We start from the raw sequence: 20,431 nt of genomic DNA, 5'->3' as shown, positions 1-20,431 counted from the left end.
ACGACACCTCCAGCCGATGTCGCAAGCCGTGCCGGTGGCGATGCGTCAGTCTCAGCACATCGGGGTGCGGCTGGTTCGAGACCCCGACGAACTGGGGGGCCGAGGCGGATGGCGCTGCTGTGGTTGCCGCGCTGGCTCCGCCGACCGGTCCGCGCCGCACCGCCCCCCGGCCACGAACTCTTCGTGGAGTGGCACGGCTCGGCCGCGGTGATCTCACACGGGGACGATCCGCCGTCGCTGCTGTGGCAGCTGGTGCGTACCGCCGTCGCGGCGTCCGACGACGTGCTGGTCCTGACCTCCGAGCGCGCCGTGCGCAGCGCCGCCTGCGGTGGCGTGCTGCGCGGGGTGGTCGAGGGTGCGGCCCAGGAGTGGGGCGTCGGACGGGTCTGGGTGGCCGCGAGCGGCCTCGGCCGGCCGGACGAGGCGTACGCCTCCTGGCTGACCCGGCTGGCGGCCCGCACCGGCGTCGAACTGCTCGCCCCGGACGGTCCCGTACACGCCACACCGGACGGCACCCTCTACGCGGCGGGCGGCACGGGCGCCTGGGGTTGGCGGTCCTTCCGGCCGGGCGCCAGCAGCCCGGTGGTCGGCAACCGCTACCCGGCTCCGTCCTGGGAGCCGGCGTTGCCGGACCAGGCGGTGGTGCTGCCTGGGCTGGTGGCCGATCCCGTCCCCGCCGGAGTGCTGCTGCGTGCCTCGGCCGCCGCACCCGCTGCGGTGGGTGACCCGGCCTACGACATGCCGGTGGACCGATACCGGCCGACGCTGCTCCTGCGCCATGTCGGCGAGCCACCACCGGATCCCCGGTCGCTCGCCGGGATCTTCGCGGGTCTGCCGGCGAGGACGATCGTTCGGATCGAGACCGCACTGCTCGACCCGACGGCACCGCCGCCGCGCGCCGACTGGGTGACCGCACTCGCGGCGGCACTCGACGAGTCGGCCGCCGTCGCCGAACCGATGGCGGTGCCCGAGCCGGGCCAGCACCGACGGGCATCCGGCCAGTCACCACCCGTGCTGAGTGACGGTTGGGTACGCGCCAGCAGCCGTCTCTACCGCCACGCGATGGTGCCGGACCTGCTCGCCGAGGTGGTCCCATCCGGCGTCCTGCTGCGTACGGCGGGTGCCCGTCGGCCCGACGGCATGGCCTTCGTCGACCCTGCCGAGTGGGTGCTGGCGGTCGACGTCCGCGACTCCGACCGGCTCGTAGACCAACTGTGCCGGATGCTCGTCGCGGCCGGCGGAGCACCGGGCCTCACCCTGGTGGGGCAGACCGGCGAGGCGACGAGGGTACGCCTGGAAGCGGCGCTGCGCGCCGAGGCGGCACCCCTCGCGGGGCTGCCGGCGGACGTCCGGGCGACCTCGGCGACGGGCACCGGCCAGCCTTCCGGGGCGACCGATCGGCGGAGCAGCTTCGCGAAGCAGGCGATGCTGGCGGTGCCGCTGTCACCGCCTCCGCCGATGGCGGCGGTCGAGGCCACGTCAGCGGAGGCCGCGGCGCAGGGCTGGCCGCCAGCGACCGCGCGCCAGTTCGTGGATCCGGCCGGGGCGGCGCAACGTTCGGTGGAGCCAGCGGTGCCAGCCGGGGCAGTGCACCAGTTCGTGGACCCGACGGCGCCGGCTGCCGCCGCGCGGCGACGCGTCGAGTCCCTGCCGGTCGCGAGACGGTCGGCAGCCGCTGCCGAGGCGCTGCCGAGCGCCGGCGGCCAACCGGCCGTGCAGGATCTGACCGGCGAGCCCTCGCCCCCGCCTCGACCGGCCGCCGGGCCGCCACCGGTGATCACCAGTTCCGGGCCGTATCTGGGCGAGCCCGAACGCCCGGCTGTCGCCAGCGCCCCCGCCTCGGCAGGCGATGAAGCGCTCACCCCCTCGCTTCGAGGCGCGCCTGCCGCGTACCCCGGCGGGCGCGCGGTGCACCGTTACGCGCCGGCCGTGGCGGACCCCGTCGAGGACCGGGCCAGCACCGCAGCGGAACAGCGTGACCTCGCTGCCAGCCTCGGCCCGGCCTTCACCGACTCGATCACCACCGTCAACGCCGCCCTGGCCGCGTGGCCCGCGCTGCGGCAGGGCATCTCCGCGTCGGCGAAGACGGACTTCGTCGCCGTGCACGTATTCTTCGGCCGGTCGGAGGCGGGGGCGGCCCGGCTCAACGCGGGGTTGCGTGCCGGGCGGGCACCGAGCCTGCCTGGCTACCTGCCATGCCTGGTGTCCGGGTTGCGTCGCCTGCCGCCGTACCGCCGGGCGATGCTCTGCCAGGGTCGGGTGGCCGACCAGGCGCGACACCTCTACCCCGAGGGTGGGCTGCTGGTGGAGCCCGGCTTCCGCAGTGTCAGCGGCGCCAGCGACCTCGCCGTGGAGGGTGCCGACGTCGACTACCTGGTCTGGTCGCGTACGGCGCGGCAGGCCGGCGCGCTTGCCGAACAGCAGGATCTGGACGAGGCGGTGTTCCTGGCCGGGGCCCGGTTCAAGGTGCTCGCCGTCCGTGAGGGAGCGGTGGCGGCGGATCGCGTCGGCATTCCGACGACGGCCGTACTGTTGCGGGAGGTGTTGCCCGACGAGCAGTCCGCGTCTGGTCTGGACGATGCCGACCGGAGCGCTCTGAGCCGCCTGGAACGGGCGCTGACCCGGCGGAGAGCCGCCTCGCCTCGCCTGCTCACCGACGCGCCCACCATCGAGCGGCTGCTCGGTCCACCGCTCGGTTACGTGGAGGAAGCCGGGGCGTCCGTCGGTGCCGGCACCGACTGACCCTCCGGTCATGAGGGATAACCCCCAACTCCGCCGGTACGGCGTCGGAAACCGCCGCGTCGGCGTTCGCCGTCGCATGCTCATCCGGTGCGGGTGTGACAGGGGGGTGCAGCCGAAATGCGAACGCTGTCATTGCGACCGCGCGGCAACCTGACGGTGGGCAGCCGGGGAAGCGTCGACGGGTCGGCGTGTGCCAGCGCGCCGTCGCCGAGCACCGGATAGCGGGAGCGGCCCGGCATGGACACCCCCATTCCTGACTGGTTGAACCACATCTTGAACTTCTTCGTCGGCGCGACCTGGCCGACGGGCAGTGAGAGCGGGATGCGGGCGCACTCCGGGGAGTGGGAGCACCTTCGGGACGTTCTGGATGCGGCCCAGGAGACGCTCAGGGCTGAGCGTTCTCGGGTGCCGGCCGTATTGAGCGGGATGTTCGCTGACGGGGTCACGGAGTCGCTGGACAGCCTCGCCGATTATCTCGATCAGTTGCGGTCGACTGCGGAAAACATGCGGAAAGACCTGAAGAACGGTGCGGCCGAACTTCAGGAGAAGAAGATCCTGCTGGTGGTGCAGTTGGCGCTGTTGGCCATCCAGTTGGCCTGGCTAATAGCGTCGCTGTTCGGAGCGTTGGCGATTCCACTGGTGGTTGGTGGGTTCCGCGCCATCATCACCGCGATTCTTCGCAACCTCTTCGTCGAGGTCGGGCAGGAGATCGCGCAGGAGCCGCTGCTGATGATCGTGATCCAGGCGGCGCAGGATGCCGATGGGGTGCGGGAGGGCATCGACTGGAACGCGATCGAGAAGTCTCTGATTCAGACGGTGATCGCGGGTGCGGCTGCCGGTCTGACCAATTCCGCTGCTTCGGGTGTCGTCGACTGGGCGGCGGGCAGGATCGCCAAGGTCGACCGGGTGGGCGCGGACGGCACGCTCTACATCACCGATGGTGTGTTCCGGGCCGGCGCCCTCTTCACGAAGGGCGCGGCGCAGGCGGCCGTGGCGATGCCGGCTACTGCGGCCGGACAGGCTGCGGTGGGTGGGGAGATCGAGTGGCGGCCGTGGACGGCGACCAGCGCCTTCTTCGGTGGCCTGTACGAGGGCAACGCCGCTTCTCCAGGGCAGTTGGCCGACGGCCTCAACCTGCCGTACCGCAACGGGTACGACAAGGCGGCCCCTCTGGGCGGCGACGGGCAGCAGGGCGGTGGCGACTCCGGCGTAGACGGCGAGCAGGAGAAGCCGACGGGCGAACCACCCGCCTACTCCGTTGACGACAAGAGCAGCGGCATCGACTGGGACAACGAGAAGCTGCTCGGCGACGAGAAGAGTGACGCCGGGACCGGAGACACGTCGCCCGCCACCGATGAGGTTCGGCAGTCCCTCCTCGGGGACAGCGGTGTCGGCATCGGCCGGGACGCCGGGCTGGGCGCCGGCGCGTCGAGCGCAGCGGGTCAGCAGGCGTCGACAGACGCGGGAACCGGCGGCATTTCGGAGGGTAGCGCGGCCGGCTCCGGCGTTCAGTCGTCCAACGGCGACGCGGGCGCGGCCGTCAGTCGTGGCGCGGGGATTGCCGATGGCGTGGCGAGTGCCGGCGTGGCGGGCGGCCGTGCGGCGAGTGGTGGGGTGGCGGACAGCCAGGCGGTGGCTGGTGGCGTGGCGAGTGGGGGTGTGGCGGGCGGCCGTGCGGCGAGTGGTGTGGCGGACGGTGGCGTGGTTGCGGGGCAGGGTGCTGGCAGTTCCATCGGCCAGGGTGGGACGAATGTGGCCGGCGGCGTCGCGGGCACGCCAACCGGCGACGGCGTCGCTGACCGGTCGGGCGGAGGGTTCGGCGATGGTTCGTTTGTCGGCTCGAACGAGGATGTCGGCCACCTGTCGGGCGGTTTGCCGGCCGAGACCACGGTTGGTGGCCAATCCGGCGAGGTCGCGCAGCGGGACGGCGCTCGCGTCGGCGGTGACCAGATCACCGGCGGGCAGTCCGCGGCCGGAGCCGCCCCGGAGGCCGATGGTGCTGGTGGTGCCTCGCGCGGTGGTGTGGGGTCGGGTTCGGAGCAGGCTGATGGTGGTGCTGGTGGTGCCTCGCGGGGTGCTGTGGGGTCGGGCTCGGCCGACGGTGGTGTGGCGTCGTCGGGTGGTGTGGCGTCACCGGTGGGTGACGCTGGCGGTGCCCGGGGGGAGGGGCAGCAGCGCGCACAGGTGGGCGCGGGCCAGTCGCTCGATGGCGGCGCCGCCCGATCGGGGGTTCCGACCACGGTGGTCGGGGGCGACGGTGCTCAGGGGGCCGACCGTGCGACCACCGACCCGGGCAGCTCAGCCGACCTGCGCACCGTCTCGGACCCCGGTGTCGAGCAGACACTGGGCTTCGGCACCGACCGGTCGGACGGTGCGGATCCGGCTCTGCCGCAGTCCGCAGAGGCCTCGGCGGGCAGGAGCGATCCCCGCAGCGGCGATGTGGAGCGACTGCTGGCGTCGTCGACCCAGGACGTGTCGCACGTGGTGGCCAACACCCGCGCCGCGTTCGAGGGTGCGCAGGACGCGATCATCGGCGCGCTCCAGGCGTCGCCGCCGGACCGTGCCCCGGAGGTGGCGGCCGCCCGCGACGCAGTCCGGTCGGTCCAGCAGTCGCTGACGCAGGTGGAGGAGTCGCTGCCGAGCCTGTCGAAGCAGCAGGCGAGGGCCGACATCGCGAGGGTGCTGACCGCCTACGACTCGGCGCAACAACAGGTGCGCAGCGTCGCCGGCGCGGCGCTCCTGCCGGCGGTCGACACGCTTGTCGGCCCGAGCCGCCCGGAGGTGGTGGGCGGAGACCGCTCGACAGTGCCGACGTCGTCCGATCAGCGGTCCCATCAGGCTGCTGTCGACCGGGTCGAGCATCTGCCGGCAACGGCGCAGTCGCCGGCCAGCCAGTCGAGCAACGGACCGGCCAACGAGCCGAGCAGCGAGCCGGGCGGCTTGGGCCCGGTCGGGCAGAGGGCGGACGGGGTCGCCCCGGAACGCGGCGATGTGGATCGGCGGTTGTGGTCGGCGGTGGGCCAGTTGCCAGTCTGGGACAGGGCCGCGGACTGCGCCGATCGGGTCGCGGGGGTGCTGCGCCGGGTCGGCGTGCCGATCGTGGCTGAGGTGGATGGCCCGCGAGCCCGGGATGTGGTGGCCCAGTCGCTGGGAGGTTGGTTCGGGCCGGCGGGTGGTGTCGGCCGGCTGGCCGGGTTGTCCGTTGGTGCGATGACGCCTGTGTGGTTGCCGCCGACGGGCAACGGCGAGACGCCCGCGCACATGGCCCTGGTATGGCGTGCTTCCGGGTCACGATTCGTGCTGGTGGAGACGCAGGGGGACGTCTCGCCGGACGGGTCCGACAGTCGGTTCGTCGACTTCGAGGTGGATCGCCCGCCGGGGGAGTTGCGGGGCGCGGTGCGGTTGGTGTCTGACGCCGACGGCGCGTTGCGGCAGGTGGACCTGACGACCGGCGCGGTGCTGGCCGGCGCTGCCGAGTCGGCGCTGCCGACGCTTGGTGACCGGGTGGCGGACGCTCTCCCCGACCGGGTGCCGCAAACCCACGAACCAGGCCTGATCGGCGGCGAGCTGGAGGGCTATGTCCGCATCGGAGCTACGGTGCACCCCGCGACGACCGCCCAACAGGAGGCGTGGCTGGGCGAGACCATCGCCACGGTGCACTCACTGGGGCTGACGGTCAAGGGCGAGAACAAATCCCCGGTGTACGGCCGCTACTCGGACCGCTGGTACCCGTCTCTCGCTCATCTCCGCGCGGTCGAGGGGCGGCATTACCAGGGCCACCGGCAGGAGCTGTGGCTCGCCGCCGAGGTGGTTTACGACCCTGGTGCGGCGGTGCCGGGGGAGGAGGGAACCGTCCCCTTCACCGTGGCGCAGTATCACGGCCTCGGGAAGGCGCTCATGCGGTGGCTGCAGGACGCGGGACGCCTCGGGCTGACGATGGGCGAAGCCCTGCAACCGTCCGCGGACTGGCAACGGGGGCATCTCGACGACTGGCTCAACCAGGTCCCACCGGAGAGCCGCGACTACGCCGACGCGTTGTACCAGGCGTTGCAGACCCCGGACAACGTCCAGGTCGAGCAGGGCATGACCGATCAGACGCTCTTTCATCCGACAAACGTCCATGGGCAGAACATCAACCTGCAGCTCTCCGCGGGCGGATCGCTGGCGGCGCTGCCCACCCTGATGAACTCCGCTCAGTGGGACGCCGCGGGGCTCGGCGTTGCCACCGCCGGCACTGTGTCGGAGGCGGTGGGGGTCGCCGACCGGATTGCCAGGCGTCTGATGGCCGACTTCGTTCGCTCCCTTGCCCCTGGGCAGCCCCTCTCCCCGGCCGACATCGAGGACCTCATGCAGTTCGAGGAGCCGACGCAGTTGCACGGCGCCCTCGTCCAGGTCCTGACGAATGCGACAGGTGAGGTGATCGGCCCGATCGCCGGGTCCAATATCAGCAAGAACTCGGTGCTCCTGCTCAGCCGGCAGGACATGATCCACTACGGTGCGAACCTGCCGCCGGCGGTGCGTGACTACCTCAGCCGCAACATCCTGGACATCACCAACGGAATCGAGAACGCCTACCGGCAGGAGCAGCAGGGCCTCGGTAGTCACCCGGCCGAGCAACAGGGACTGTCGTGGATCGATGCTCTGTACCGGGTCTCCGGCACGGACCGGCGGTATTCGGTGCGACAGCTGATCCAGGAGGGGCTCACCGGCGTGCCGGTGGTGAACATCAGCCAGGGTGACCTCTTCGGAAAGCTGGCCAGCTTCCCCCCACACCTGTCGCCCGACGGCACGCGCGCGATCTTCGTGCTGGAGAAGCGGAACAACCGCGCGCACCAGGACGCCACCCCCGGGATGCAGTACGACCCGTACACCACGCTCGACAGCACCGACGACTTCGTCACCGACATGCTCGCCCTGACGAACGAGGCGCACGAGGTGGCCGAGCGTGCCCGGGCCCGCTCCGAGCAGTGGGCACCCACGGAGACCGCGCCGTTGGGTGGCGTCCAGGCGGCGGCACAGGCGTACGGTGCAGCGCACGGCCAGCTCACGCCGATCCCGAATTCGGTGCTCAACGTCGACGCACAGGGCAACTACTGGCAGTCGACCGCGCAGGGTTGGGAACTGGTCGTCGATCCGGATCTCGGTGGCTACGCCGACAACCCCTGGGTGTACGCGCTGACGAGCGTGCAGACCAACTCCGTCGCCCTGGTGGACCATCTGGTGCCGGCGAGCATCGACGGCGTGCGGCGCGCCGCACAGGAGGTCCTGGACCAACTCGACGGGTTGACGGGTCGGATCGAGGCGGCGTTGCGGGAGGCGCTGACCGACCAGGCAGGCACGGCGGACGGCCCGGACCGCACCGGGCAGGTGGAGACGGCCAGGGCGGTCCTCGACGCGGCCCGGCAGGGGCTCGCCGGTGTGGTCAGCTCGGACCAGAGCCGTTCGGGGCCGGCACGCGAGCACTTCCGCGACGCGCTGCTCCAGGTGGACCACGCCCGCTACGAGGTGAACCGGGCGACCGGTGCGGAGACCGTGCCGACTGTGGAACGCCTGCGGGGCGCGGCGACCGAGACGGTTGACACCGACGTGACCCCGCGTTCGTCCGGCGCGCTGCCGACGTACACCGTGGGTCTGGCCGGCGTCGACGACGCCGCGCAGCTGGTGGCGGCGCTGCCGGGCACCGGACAGGCCATCGTGCAGGCGTTCGTCTCGCTCCGGGACAACCAGCTGGATGACATCAGGACCGCTCTGGGACAGCCGGGCTCGTCGGCCGCCTTTTCCGCCGTCACCGCATTCGACCGGCGACTCTTCGCCCTGGAAGCGGGCCTGGCCGGCATGTCCGAGCAGACGCTGCGGGCTGGCCTCGTCGACCTGGTGCGCGACTATCGGGTCGCCCAGGACCGGCTGCTGGCGCTGACCGGTGACCGGGACCTGCTCCCGCCGGTCGAGGCGATGCTGGAGTCACCGACCTCGGCTGACGACACACCGACCGGCAAGGGGAAGGGCAAGGCGACATCGAACACCCGCGGCGTCGGGGGGCAGGGCTCATCGGCGACCGGGGGCGGTGGGGTTGGCCGGCCGCCGAGTCAGGGCGGTGGCAAGGGCGCAGACCGTCCGGGCGGTGGGAAGGACGCGGACAGCCGGGGCGGGGTCCGGGACGGCGGTGACGGATCCACCCCGGCCCCGCGTGCTCCCAGGGCTTTCGCCGACCATCCCGAGGACGGTGAGCTCTACCCCAATCCGGAGATCCACGCGATGCTCCGGGAAACCAAACTGCTCCTGACTTCGGTGCTCGAACCCGGGCAGCGGGACGCCCAGCACTTCGCCGACAAGGCCGACAGGAGCCTCCGGGACCACCGGGACGAGGTACGGGCGGCGACGCAGACCAGGAACGACCTGACGAACGCCGAGCAGACGGTACGCGACCGGCAGCAGCAGACGGATGCGGCGGTGCAGGCGCTACAGGTCAGCCAGGGCGAGGTGGCCGCGGCAACGACGGCGCTGGCGGACGCGACCGAGCAGCTCGCGCGGACCGAGCGGCAGCACGACGTCCTGCGGGAGACGCGTGCGGACGCCGCGCGGGCCCGGGCCGCGGCCGAGGCCGACCGGGCCGCCGCGCGAGCCGAGATCACCAGGCTGGAGGACGAGCGGGACGCGGCGCAGGACCGGTTGGAGGAGATCGAGGAACAGCTCGACAACCTCAGCCAGGAGAGCCTCGCGACGCTCGCCCAGAATGAGCGCACCGCCGGTCAGCGGCGCCGGATCCACCTCATCGAGGAACAGGCCCGGCGCACCGAACGGCTCGACGCGATCGTCGGGGAGGGTCGGCAACAGGGCGCCCGGGGCAGAGCAGCCGACGCCGCCCTCACCAAGGCCAGGGCCACGATCACCACGACGGACAAGAGCCTGGAGTCGGTGACGGAGAGCCTGCGACAGCAGCGCACCGCCCTGGACGGGGACGACGGCCTGCGGGCACGCCTGCGCCACGCCGAGGAGGAGCACGCCGAGAACAGGGCCACCGCCCAGGCCGCCACGGCGAGCCGAGACGAGGCCGCCGCGCAACGGGATCTGCTGCGTACCGAGGTCGAGCGCCTGCCCTCCGAGACGGACCTGGCGAACACCACGAGCCGCCTGACCCGGGCTGCCCGGGACGCCGGCATGGTGCGTGACACGGCCACGGCGCGAGCCGATGATGCCCGAAAGGCCCTCGACGAGTGGCAGGACCTCGCCGACGAGCGCGAGTCGGACCTGACCATCTTCGGCGATCGTGACGAGGCCGAAGGCGATCGTAGCTACCTGAGTATCGGCGCCGAGGGCGTGATCACCGAGCAGGCCGCGGCTCGGATGCGGGAGCTGGCGCTCGCTGCCGTCCGCCCACTGGGGCGCTGGACTCAGGAGGCGGAGATCCAGGGCGACATCGCCCGCCTGACCACACCTGTGGCGTTGGTGGACGATCTGCCGTCCTCCACCGGGCGCAGCGGCTCGGTACAGGTGGTCGGAAGCGGCCGCCACGCGGTACGGCTGACCTTCCACTCGACGCTCACCCGACACGACGAGCGGGACCTCGCCCCGGACTACCCGCCGCCCCCGGTCAGCCAGGGTGAGAAGCGGCGCTTCTCGGATGTCTCCTCCACCAGTAGCCACAGCAACATCAACTACCGCGATCTGCCGCTGCCCATCCAGGAGTTCCTGGGTCTGGGGACGACCGGCCCGCTGCGGGTGCTCAACGTGTCGGCGGTGCCCCGGCTGACCCACAACCGGCAGACCCGCACCGCCTTCGTCGAGACCGGCACGGGGCCGGCGACCATCGAGCGACTGCGGGAACCAGGCCTGGCGCACTTCTACACCTGGGAGATGAGGGTCACGGCGGAGCCGGCGGGCCGTCCGCCCCGGCTGGTCACGCCCCCGGGGCGACCCACTCTCGACGATCCCGACGACCCCTGGCAGGACATCGAGGGCGACCCGGAGTCGAACAGCGTACGCGAGCGGTTGGTGGTGTTCTTTCCACAGCACATCGCCGTGCCGGACCCTCCGGAGGACACCACAGTGGCGGACGACGCGGCTCTCGCCTCGTACCCGATGTCACTGGACACGCTGCACGACCCAACGGAGCTGCCGTTGCGCATCCTGAGCGAGTTGCCCGGTCTCATCGCGGAGGCCCGTGCCCGGAGCAGGGCCGCCGGGGGCAGGGCCGCCGGCGGTCGGCGCGCCGGCCGTGGCGCGCCGGCCGTGCGCTCGCCCCGCCGTGGTCGTCGGCTCGGTGCCCCGCGGGGGCACCGCTCGGGGCTGCTCAACACGAGGTCACAGAAGCACATTTTCAGCTTCGCCGGGCACGGCAACATGCACAACGTCTTCCAACGGGTGCGCGACAGGGCTGCCTACAGCAACCCGATCCACGACGCGAACGGCAGACTGCTCGGCGTCCTGCGCCTGTCGGGAGTGCCGTTCAAGGATGACACCAGCCGTATCGTCAGCCGGGCCAGCGACAACTCGCTGGAGTTCCTGACCGAGGCGCAGATGACCGAGCGGGGATCGGTCGTGCTGCGCAACGCCTTGGACCTGCCGTTCAGCGGAGGCGTGACGCTTCTGAAGGCGCCGACCGAGGAAACCAAGACTCCCGGCACGTTCTTCTCGGGCGGCCCCTCGGTCACCCTCGGCCTGGGGACCGGTGCCACCATCGGCCACAACAGCGGGGCGGTCTCGTTCGTGGGCCGCGGGTTCCGGTCCGGCCGGGAACCCGACCCGAAACGGCCCGGCCTGGCACCCGACCCCACGGCCACCAAGGCGATCCGACGGGGCATGGTCGCCGACGTCGGCATGAGGTGGAAGCTCGAACTGATCACCGGCGGGAAGGAGCGGCACGCCGCGCCGCCCTCCCGCACGTGGTCCGGGAACTCCGCCGGCCATGGCGCCCGGGTGCGGTACCTGCCGTACACGCTGCGCGACGCGGACAAGGTTCGCCACCCACCGCGCGGCGTCGTCGACGGTGACGGGCCCGGCATGGCGGTCTTCAAGAACTTCACGGTGGCCCCCCAGGGGACCGCCGCGGATCCACGACCGGACCTGGACATGCAGGTGGAGGACTACCTGCGCAGCGAGGGGTACCTGCCGAAGAACGCGCCGGCCACCGAGCTGTTGGCCAAGAACCACAGGCGTCTGCTGGAGACCAGCTCCGGCGCGCACCGGATCGGCATGATCGGTGCCCTGCGCGGCACCGGCCTGTGGGTGCCCTACGACAAGCTCACCGCCTCCGGGACGCACCGGAAATGGATCAAGTACTTCGTCCCCGCCGACCAGGACCCGGAGGTGGGGTACGAGGGCCTCACCGACGAGCTCGGCGCCAACATGACCATCGACTCGTTCTTCCGGCTGGACAGCTTCCGGTCGATGTTCCGGTCCAAACGCGCCGCGCTCGACGGCAACCTCAGCCTGCCGGTCCGGAAGTGGCTGAAGAACCTGCTGCCCGGCTGGACGAACTCGGTGCTCAGCGGCACCGTGATCGGCAAGACCTGGGAGAACATCACCTCCCTCGGGTACGGCCAGGTCCCTGGTCGGTCGGTGGTCCTGGACACCGAGCAGGACCAGGCGATGCACAAGTTCGTCCTCTCCACGAACCTTCGCGCCGAGGCCTACGACGAGGGCCACGACACACCGGACGAGACGTTCGCACCGGGGGACCAACCCGTCTCCTACGAGGCGTGGGTGCCCGACATGCGCGTGCTGACCGCGCCCGCGCCCCGGCGTGAGCCGATCAGTCACCGGACCCTTACCGACTTCGACCACGCCATGCTGAGCCTCGGGCCCAGCCTGCCGAACCTCGCGGGCATCGACGCCGTCCGCGGCAGCGCCGCGCTCGACAAGATGTTCGCGGAACTCGCCACGAGCCAGTTCGCCCCGCTGCAGGAATGGCTCAGCAACCTGCCGGACATACTCGTCGCACGGTGGTCGAAGCTGATCGGCAACAACCCCGGCTGGCCGACCACCCTGTCCGCGCACACCCGCCGGGTCTTCATCAGCGAGGAGCGGCTGCTGGCGGTGATGGACGTGGCGCTGCGCGGCGCGCACTCGTCGGAGCAGGCATTCGAGCCGGGCCTCGTCGCCGACGCGGAGGGCCGGCACGAGTTGCAGGCCTACATCCAGCAGGTGCCCCGGTACGTGCCGCAGCCCCGGGACTACGAGCTCTACGTGGAGGACGGGGTCCCGGTCACCGGCACCAGCGCGTTCACCCGGAGCCGGGAGGAGACGCGCTACCACAGTGGAGGCGCCAATGCGGTGCACCCCCACGGCAATGCGCCGACTGCCACGTACCTCACGTCCACGCGTGAGCGTGTCAGCGATACCACGACGCTGGCGGGCACCGACTACCGGATCAACAACATCAGCGCCCGCGTCTACACGATCACCATCCCGGTCACGATGGTCGGCACCTTCACCGGCGCCTCCCGCAACCTGGTGAGTAGCCTCCGCTCACTCTTCGGCGGGATGTGGGAGGCCGCTCTACCGGCGACGGCGTCGGGCAGCGCGATCGACGTCGAGGACGGCATCCAGGCGCTGGTCAGCATCCTCGACATGGCGACCATCTGGCGGGATCTCGAACGGTCCTGGCCCGACGTCGCCGACGTCGCCGACATCGACGGCAGGCCGGCCGACTTCCAGCGGCCTGTCGACTTCATCGCGGGGCTCCCCCCCGGGCTGCACGCACAGGTCAAGGCCGCCCTCGACCTGTTGCCCCCCGAGCCGGGCGACAAGCCGGGTCCGGACGCCGTGTACCCACCACGACGGATCAGCCAGCGGCTGGGCCTGGGTGACGCCTCGGTGCTGGACATCAGACTTCCCGCCGGTCGGGAGTTGCTGCACCAGACGCTGCGCAGCCTGAAGGTGGACGCCGACGGCGCCACCGACCTGGGTTCCAACAGCTACTCGGCCGGGCTCTACGACTGGATCACCCTGCACGCGTCGAGCATCGTGACGCGCGGCGACATCCGCCGTTACTTCAGCTCCGGGCCGACCCCGTACCCGGTGGTGGTGGCCGGGTTCCAACGCGCGATCACCCACCTGGGCGGCACCATGGTGGTCGACTACAAACTGCTTGCCCGCCCCGACCCCCTGCACGACTCGCTGCGGCTGCACGGCCGGAAGATTCCCCACCAGATCGACCCCTCCACGACCGGCGCCGTCGACGAGAACGGTCGCCCCTTCCCTCCGGTACCCGCGCCAGAGTCCGACATGGAGATTCACGGCACCCACCTGGAGTCCCGGGGCAAGGCGACGCAACGGGTGAAGTCGCACACCGGTCGCCTCTCCGGCCCCGTGCACACGAGGGCGCAGCGGCACAGACCGGTGCGACTGATCGGGGGGACTCCGCAGATCGAGCTGTCTCGGCAGCGGAGCGAGGCCGACCTCGAACGGGACCGGCAGGAACCGCGGGTGATCACCAAGTCCAAGGGTGGGCTGGCCCGGATGTACTACCCCTTCGAGATCAGCGTCGACGTCCAGGTGATGACACTGAAGGATTGGCTGATGACGGCGGTGACGCCGACCATCTTCTCCTGGGCGAAGTCGCTCTGGACCAATCCGGCCGGCGAGGCGGGCCAGCAGTCCTGGCTCAAGGCTGGCGCCGTGCTGGAGTTCATGGCGGCCGACGGTTCCACCCAGCCGCTGGTGCCGGACGGTCCGGGACGCCCGCCCGGGATCACGGTGTTGCGCGGCGACCCGACGGGGCGGGAGACCCTGCACGGGGTCCGGATCAACCCGACCTCCCAACTCAACGAGATGGGCGCGTTCACCCTCGACGTGCTCCGGTCCTTCCGTCCCACCGAGGGGTTGGGACCGGAGTTCCGGGTGAGTTGGTTCAGCGGCCTGCCCAAGCTGCAGGAACTGGTGCTCGAGGTGCTTCCCGGCGTCAACCAGTGGGAGCTCACCGGGTTCGTGGACGGGGAGGTCGGCGGGGGCAACCTCTACTCGTTGCTCAAACGCGGCGGAGTCGAACAGACCTTCCCGAGCGGGGGAATGGGCGTCGGTGTCGACGGCACCTTGACCATCAAGACGATCGCCGCGTCGCCCTGGCGGCTTCCCGCCGAACAGCACAAGCCCCACCCCGGCGACCCCGATGTGCCTGTCGACTTCGTGCCCGGCCACGACGCGAGCGCGGTGTTCGAGTACTTCCCGATCGTCGGCAAGGTCCTGACCTCCACCAGCCAGGTCGAGCAACGACTGACCGTGGCGCTGGCCCCGCTCGTGTCGCTGAACCAGGGCGACGGGGTCCGGGCGGCGAGCAGCCCCACTGTCACGTCGCGCCAACTGGACTCCGGCGACGCGTCGGGCGACAGCGGCGGTGGCACCAGTTCGGCGGGTCGGCCGGAGTTCGGTGCGGCCCCGGGTGGCCAGAGCTTCATCAACTTCACCATCCTGGGCGTGTCGTTCATCGGCTCCGAGACCATCGGCGCAAGCACCCAACTGCGCTGGTCGGACCGGCGCGGCCGGCGTTTCGCGCCGGCCAAGACCGGCTCCCACGAGGAGACACACCCGGTCGTACTGCGTCAACGCGACGTGCTCTTGGAGATCACCGGCAAGACCTCGACGGTGTCGGGCGTCGTCTGGGAGGGCATCGTCGACACGGTCCGCAACGCCGGCCAGACCGTCGGCGACGCGGCCAAGTGGGTCGAGGATCTGGCCGGCTTCGGCGGATCCATCGACGCCCTCGCCGAGCGGCTGAGCCCGGATGCCCCCGTGGGGAGCAGGACCACGCGGACCCGGCTGCTCGCCGGCACCGTGGAGACCCGGATTCCGTTCGCCCTGGTGGACCCCGGCCGGCAGGTCGACGCGGGCGTCTACCTGCCGGGCGCGGCCGACCGAAGCGCCCATGTGGACGCCATCGAGGGGCTGCGGGGTCACCCGGACGCGCCGATGGTGATCGGCCGCGGCATCACCGTGGACGGTACGACCACCATCGGCGGCCGAACGGCCGCGCAGGTCCTGGACACGTTGGAAACGGCGGGCGTCTCCCGGAGGTCGCCCCTGGTCGTGATGGCCGGGACGGACCGGGCGTTCGTCGAGGAGCTGTCCCGGGGGTGGGTCGGTCCCGTGTTCGCCAACCGGCATGTCGTGGTCGACAAGGACGGCCAGGTGCTCGGCTACACAAACGAGGAGGTCCGCGAGGGCCTGCGGGCGGCGCACAACTGGGAGGAGTTCCAGGGTGGTCGGCTGCGCAAGGAGTTGCCCTCGCACAACCTCGCCGACGTGCTGGCCGAGCGGTACGGCGCCGACACCCGAGCGCCGGCTCCGGTCCGTACGGAGTCGCAGCCGGTGTCCCTGACGGCACCGTCGGCCAGCCAGCCGCTACCGCCCGACCACCAGCCCTACGAGGGCGCTCGCAAAGCCGACGGTGTCGGGAAGCCCAGGGGTGTCCTGAAGGCCAGCGGCGGCGGGAAGGCCAGCGACAGCGGGAAGGCCAGCGACAGCGGGAATGCCGGTGGCGCGGGGCGGCAACGGAGGGTGCACTGGGCCCTACCAGAGGATTCCAGCCCGGCTGCCGGCCCTCCCCCCGGCCCCCCCACCCCGGGGCCGGGGGGTGGTGACCTGGCCGGTGCGACGCCTGCCGACCGCAGCGGGTGGACCGAGGTCGGTCCGTCCCGGGTGGCGAGCGAGGTGCTGACCAGGCATCCGTATCTGCGATCGAGCGGCACGGACCCCACCACCCCACGGACCGACTGCGTCTTCGCGTCGATGGTGACGGACCTGCGGATACGCACCAGGGGGCAGGGCTCCTTCGTCGTCCCGGAGTCGGTGGTGACCGAGGTGGGCGTGCTCTCCTGGTACGCCGGGCGTCCGCTGCGGGACGTCACGGGCTTCGACGCGGTCACCGAGGCGATGCGCAACGCGGCAGACGGCGCCGCCGGCATCGTGGTCGTCAACGGTGCCGACGGCGACGTGGCGCACGCGTTCAACGTGTTCCGCGACGACGACGGAGAGGCCACCTACTGGGACGACCAGACCGGCCAGCCCGCGACGGCGCCTCCGGATCCCTCCCGGATCCGGTTCGTGGCCACCACCGAGGGCGTACCCGATCCCGCCGCGCCGCCGCCCGCGCCCGCACCGACGGACGGCGCAGTGAACCTGGCCGGAGCGTCGGCCGACGACGGGCCCGGCAAGCCGGCCCCGCACCGCTGGCCGGCCGACGGGTTCGTCAACAATCCCGACGAGTTCCGGGCCGTCGAGGACGATGTGCGCCACCGTCTCGACGTGGGTGACGATCCCCTCCCGTACCGCACTGGTGGCGTGCTGTCCGGCCTCGCGCCCGGCGCGGACGCGGCGCTGACCCTGACCCTGGGCCTCGACCCGGCGGATCCGGCGCGTGCGTCGGTCGACGGCGTCGCCGTGGCGGCGCGGCTGCGTCGACCGGGGAACGTCACGGTCGCGCCCGATGGCAGCACGGTCACGATGCGGATCACCGACGACTCCGCGGACACCTGGACCGACCTGCGGGAGTTGGTCCGCCACCTGCGCTCCGCCGGCGTACGACAGGTGCAGGGCGGCATCGAGGCCGCTCTCGACTCCGCTGGCGACACGCAGGGCCTGGCCACGCTCGTCGACGGGTACGCGGCCGAGTGGGGCGTGCTGCTGGCGGCGACGGCCGATCCGCACACGGCGCCCGGTGTCCTCCTGCTCACGCCGGACGCGATCGCCGCGCAGCTGCCCGCCGCGCGGCTGGACCTCGGCACCATCCAGGCGCAACTCGCCCTGGTGGTGGCGGTGCGGGCCGTGGACCACACCTCGATCGTGGCACCGCCGGGACCCAGCGCCGTTGCCCGCCCGTCCGCCGCACGGGCCCTGATCGACCAGGTCGGGGCCGGGCCGGCACACCGACGTGACCTGGCCCGACTCTTCCACCTCGGCGGCCGGGTCAGCCGGGACGACGAGACGCGGTCGGAGCCGGCCACCGTACCCCTGGAGGGGTCTTCGGCCCTGACCGGTGCCGGCCTGCGTCGCTTGTTCGGAGAGGTCGTCGCCGCGGGTCGCGTCGTCGACCCAGCTGGTCGGGTCACGGTGGCGGACTGTCTCGCGGTGGTGCGGACGCTGGTGTCGCGGCTGTTTCCGGGTGGCCCGCTGGCGCATGCGGTCCGGGTGCCTCGGACGCGGGACGACTCGGATCTCGGTCGGCCGGCGCAGGCGTGGCTGGGAGATCGGCGGGACTGGGAGCGGCTCGACGGCTGGGACGGGCTGACGGCGCGGCTGGGTGCGGAGGGGCTCGGTAAGGGTGCGGTGGCGGTGGTGTTGGTGCAGCGGACGCGGTCGGGCTTCGGCCACGTGTACGCCGCGTACCACACGGCGGACGAGGGTGTGCTGTGGCTGAACCTGACCGATCCGGGTGCGGTGCCCCGGGTGGGTGCGCCGCAGGAGACACCGGGGGAGTACGACGCGGACGTCCACGCCCGTGCGTTGGTGATCGGTCCGGACGGGGTGGTCCGCGGCGGCGACACGTCCCGTCGGCCGCTGGCCGAGGCCCTGGTGGACCCGGTCGCCAGCAGGGGGTACCGCGGCGGCGGCCTGGAGGGCGAACGCACCATGCCGATGGACCTCCACGCCGACGGCTCGGAGCAGGCGTCATCGGACGGCATTCTCGCCCGTGCCCGCGACGGCAGCTTCCACATCGAGGTGGAGAACAAGGAGCTGCACTATGCCGCCGAGGAGGCCGAGGACGGCGAGCCTCGCGGGTACCTGCTCCCCGGCGACCCGGCCAGCGGCGACCCGGTGTGGGTCGCCATGCCCGAGCTGGTCACCGGGATCATCAGCAACCTTCCCGGCGAGCATGGCCGGATCGAGGACACCGAGAACTTCTGGCGGCAGCTTCAGGAGCTGGAGGACCGGTTCGAGGCGGTCCAGGGTGCACCGGGCCTGCCCACTGTCGCCCTGCCCGCGACTCTCGCCTCCGCCGAGGTGGAGGCCGCGCCGTTGGCCAGCGGGACGATCGGCCCGCCGCCGCGCGGCGACGACGGTGGTTGGCACTGGCACATCTCGATCGGTACGCCGGTCGAGGGCCTGCTGCGGTTCCTGGCGCACGTCGCGCAGCGCACCTGGCGCGACAGTTCCGTCACCTTCACGTCACCCCCGCTCGGCCTGCTCGCCTACCGCGCGAAGGAGAACCTGCAGGATGGGCTCGACTTCGGCGAACGCGAGGCAGCGCACGTGCTGCGGCACTTCGCCGAGGCGGGCCGGGTGCCCAGCGCTCGGGGGCTCGACGCGGTGAAGGGCGTGCTCGCGCTGGTATATGCGCACACGGCCGGGGCCGCCGAATACCTGCTCGCTCCGATGAGCCTGACCAAGGCACACGTCGCTGCCCTGTCCCGGCCCGCGTTGGGCCTGTACGTCCGACAGTTGCCCTGGTGGGCGCGGCTCTACCTGAGCGATCAGGCGGACGTGATCCACAACCGCTTCGCGCGGTTCTACCTCGACCACAACGACGGCTACCTGGACGAGCTCGGAGCCGTGGCGGGCGCGGGGGTCGGTGTGCGGCTGTCGAGCCGTCAACAGCCCTGGACCGCGTCCCGCGCCGCACCACTGATGTCGCCGATGGTGTACCTGCTCTCGGCGCTGCACGGGAGACTGGTCAACCAGCAGCACGTGTTCCCCGGGATGACGACGCACGACCAGCTCGACACGGCGGACGGCAGCCTTTCGGTCGAGCTCGCAGTGGTGGAGGTGCGGTCGTACGGGGCCCGCCGGGGCACTGTCGCGCAGGCCCGCGTGTGGTACCAGGAACTCGCCGGTCTGGCTCGCGACCTGTACCTGGAGGTGAAGGACCTACCACCGCTGCGCGACGAACCGCTGTCGGCGGCCGGACCGACCACCACCGCGCAGGCGAGCCCGGTCACGGCACCGCTCTTCGAAGCCGTCAGCCGAGCCCTCGCCGACGACCTGCCGGGAGCGCTCGACGCGCTTGAGCCGGCCCGCCGACACCTGGGCGTCAGACAGCGGACCCAGTGGGCCAGGCAGCTCACGTCGCTGCATCACACGCGGGTCGTGGTGGGTGGCCCGGGAGCCGGGAGTCCGTTGCTGGGTCTCGCCGCCGAGATCGCGATGCCGCTGATCAGCATCTGGCTGGGCGCGCCCAGCTGGGAAACCGCGATGCGGGAGTGGCAACCACTCAACACTGTCCTCGCCGTCGACGGCGGGCGGCAACTGGTTCCCTTCGTGCAGGAAATTCTCCTGCCGGACGAGTTCGACGACCTCCCCTGGCAGACGGTCGGCGGCGGCGGCGAGACCGCGCGTCGGGCCGCGGCCACCGTCATCGACCTCGCCAGTGCGGGCATCGGGAACGAGGCGCTGGCGCTGCTCGCCGCCGACGGCGCCGAGGCCCGCCGGGACGCGCTGCGCGCGCTGGTGGCCAAGGCCGACCCGGCTGATTACGACCGGCTGCGCCCGCTGATCGAGGTGGCCGCCCCGCCCGCGGCCGACGTCGCGATGCTGACGGCGCTCGGTCACGCCACCAGAAACGACGTCGACGCGGCAGAGCTGATCGTTGCGCAGACAACTGGCGATCTCGACTCCCCGTCCAGGTCCTACTGGGTCGGTCGACTTCGCCAACTGGCGGAGGATGGCACCTTCGGTTTCCCCGAGATGGACCGGCTGATCCTGCTTGTTGCCGACGCACCGGAGAGTCCGTGAACGACTCGGGGCCGCGTCTCGTTTG

2 protein-coding genes are annotated in these 20,431 nt (G+C 71.9%); both read left to right on the top strand.

Annotation, left to right across the window (positions count from 1 at the left end):
- Positions 1-108 precede the first annotated feature (108 nt).
- Complete coding sequence (locus ACFYPM_RS11005; RefSeq protein WP_387194039.1) at positions 109-2,742, top strand: hypothetical protein; 2,634 nt, start codon at positions 109-111, stop codon at positions 2,740-2,742.
- Between the two features lie 237 nt (positions 2,743-2,979).
- Complete coding sequence (locus ACFYPM_RS11000) at positions 2,980-20,406, top strand: toxin glutamine deamidase domain-containing protein (protein WP_387194037.1); 17,427 nt, start codon at positions 2,980-2,982, stop codon at positions 20,404-20,406.
- The last annotated feature ends 25 nt before the right edge of the window (positions 20,407-20,431 follow it).

The sequence above is a fragment of the Micromonospora sp. NPDC005203 genome (genome assembly GCF_042872705.1).
Taxonomy (GTDB): Bacteria; Actinomycetota; Actinomycetes; order Mycobacteriales; family Micromonosporaceae; genus Micromonospora.
Note: the sequence above shows the minus strand (reverse complement) of the source record. Positions and strands in the feature narration are given on the sequence as shown.

What these genes read in the sequence shown, in the direction of transcription:
- ACFYPM_RS11005 (WP_387194039.1), top strand. Translation starts at nt 109, where the DNA reads ATGGCGCTGCTGTGGTTGCCGCGCTGGCTCCGCCGACCGGTCCGCGCC.
- ACFYPM_RS11000 (WP_387194037.1), top strand. Translation starts at nt 2,980, where the DNA reads ATGGACACCCCCATTCCTGACTGGTTGAACCACATCTTGAACTTCTTC.